The 2,052-nt window shown below is 63.5% G+C and carries 2 protein-coding genes; one reads left to right on the top strand and one right to left on the bottom strand.

The window, feature by feature from the left end:
- Positions 1–940: 940 nt before the first annotated feature.
- Complete coding sequence (locus B5D66_RS24820; protein WP_144390361.1) at positions 941–1,231, bottom strand: hypothetical protein; 291 nt, start codon at positions 1,229–1,231, stop codon at positions 941–943.
- A 135-nt stretch (positions 1,232–1,366) separates the two neighbouring features.
- Here B5D66_RS24820 and B5D66_RS24815 point away from each other — a divergent pair, with 135 nt between their 5' ends.
- Positions 1,367–1,819 carry a hypothetical protein gene (locus B5D66_RS24815; protein ID WP_078764252.1) on the top strand — a complete coding sequence of 151 codons (453 nt, stop codon included), beginning with the start codon at positions 1,367–1,369 and terminating at the stop codon, positions 1,817–1,819.
- Positions 1,820–2,052 lie beyond the last annotated feature (233 nt).

Below are 2,052 nucleotides of genomic sequence, written 5' to 3'. Positions count from 1 at the left end.
CCGGCGAGCCCTCGCCGACGACGACCGGTCCATCCCCGCGTGCGCGGGGCTCACAGAAGATGACCTGCGGCTTTGCGGGCCGTTATCTCCGCTTTATAAACCTCCGGAGCCCACCGGAACGACTGACAAGCCGACATCAGCGATAGCCATTCTGCCGGAACGCCTCCCTTCCCAGAACCGCGAACCGGAAAACCACCCCACACATGTGCACGAGGAACCCTCAGATGGACCAGCCCCGCATGCACAGGGAACTCGGCCGCCCCTTCGCAAGCTCGGGCACCGTGACCGCATCGCCACATCATGTTCCGGCGCCCTCTCTACCAATAGGTTCAGGATGGGACGCCTGCTGACGGAAGCGCTGTTAGCGACACTTCCCTATGACTCTAGGAGATGGCTTGATCGGCGCTAAGGAAAGCGACAAGGGTGAGGCCGTTGTCGCCGTTCAACGCCTCATCGGATACGCCGGGTTCACTGACGAGCCGGGTCCGGCCGGCCTGAACGGCAACTGAGGGCCGGCGACTTCTACTGGCTCGCCGGCCACCCGCAAAAGCGCCGACTCCAGCGTGAAGGCGGCCAAGAAGGTGACCGGTACCGCCCACGCGCAGCTCACCTGCGCGGTTATCCGCAAGAGAGGTTCCCCTGGGGGCCGACACAGGAAGCCCCAGGTCCCCATCGCGCACAACACCTGCTGCACTTTGTCCGCCCGAAAGTGAAGCTGGGACTGAGATCGTTGGTGTCGCCGTCTCGGTGGCGGCATAGTTCTACGCTGCCGTATTCGAGCTGGCCATTTCCGTCCAAGATCTGGCAGCCTTCGGCTGCTCGAAGCAGACGGGCGGCTCTCCGAGAGTTACGACGCTCCCGAGGATTTCGATTTCGGCGGCCCCTGACGCATAGAAGCCCCACTCACCTATGTGCCAGCAGGGCTCTCTTTGTATTCTTCTCAGCTCTTCTTGCTGGCCTCGATCTCTTCGAGCGTCACGACTTTCGGGCCTCGTCGGCGTCGCGAGGTCGCGGCCGCCTTCTTCGCCACCGGCTGCCGTTTGGGTTCCTCCTTGGACTGTCCTCCCTGGCCACCCTCGCTGTAATCTCCGTCGAGCAGGGCCTCGATGGGGCCGGCGTGCTCTTCGCGGAGATCAAGGGTCACCTCCCGCTCGCCCCGCTGGAGGGTGTAGCGCTTGGTCGCGCGACCGGGCTGCCGGTCCACGTCGCAAACCGTGATAGTTAGTTCCATCGCCTTCCCATGCATGATTGCCGCCTTGGTAACACCGAGAGCACACCGTGTTCGTGACACTGACACAGTGTTACCGATTCGGCGATGACATAGTGAAGCGAAACAGTAGCGGAAATCAACCAGAAGGTGAGTCCATTGGGGGCTAAGAAGATCGTCGACGAGCAGGAAGTCATCAGATGGTTCGAAGAAGGGCGTACTTACGCCTGGATGGTGGCGGAGTACAAACGAAAGTACAACATTGAGACCGTCCCCTCACTCTGGGGGAATTTCCGGCGCCGTCGAGGCCTGGAACGGCGCATCGTCCGAGACGATGACCTGATTCCGTGGCACGTCCTTCCTGAGCACCGCTGGTCCTACCCCGTGGCGATGCTCCGGGTGGAGGCGCGACGGCGTGCCGGCGCGAAAATCTCGAAGGACGAGGCTAAGCGCCTGGAGAACTGGAAGGCGTTCCTGGAGGAGGAGGACGCGGTCATCCACTACGACCCCGAAACCAAGGACGGCTTCCACTACATCCCACGTCAGCCTGGCGACGATGATCTGATTCACCGCCCGAGCCGAAAGACCACTCCCCGACCGCGAGCTGATTAACCCCCGGATCCCCGCGTGCGCGGGGCTTACCAGCAGAGCAGTACCCCGACGTGCCGAGATACCGGTCCATCCCCACGTGCGCGGGGCTTACAGCGGAACCGACCGCGACCGGGCTGGCTGGGGCGGTCCATCCCCGCGTGCGCGGGGCTTACGACGGAGTCCACCCGCACCGGTTCCGCCACCACGGTCCATCCCCGCATGCGCGGGGCTTACGAATCCCGGCGTGGTCAGCC

The sequence above is a fragment of the Marinactinospora thermotolerans DSM 45154 genome (assembly GCF_900167435.1).
GTDB lineage: Bacteria > Actinomycetota > Actinomycetes > Streptosporangiales > Streptosporangiaceae > Marinactinospora > Marinactinospora thermotolerans.
Note: the sequence above shows the minus strand (reverse complement) of the source record. Positions and strands in the feature narration are given on the sequence as shown.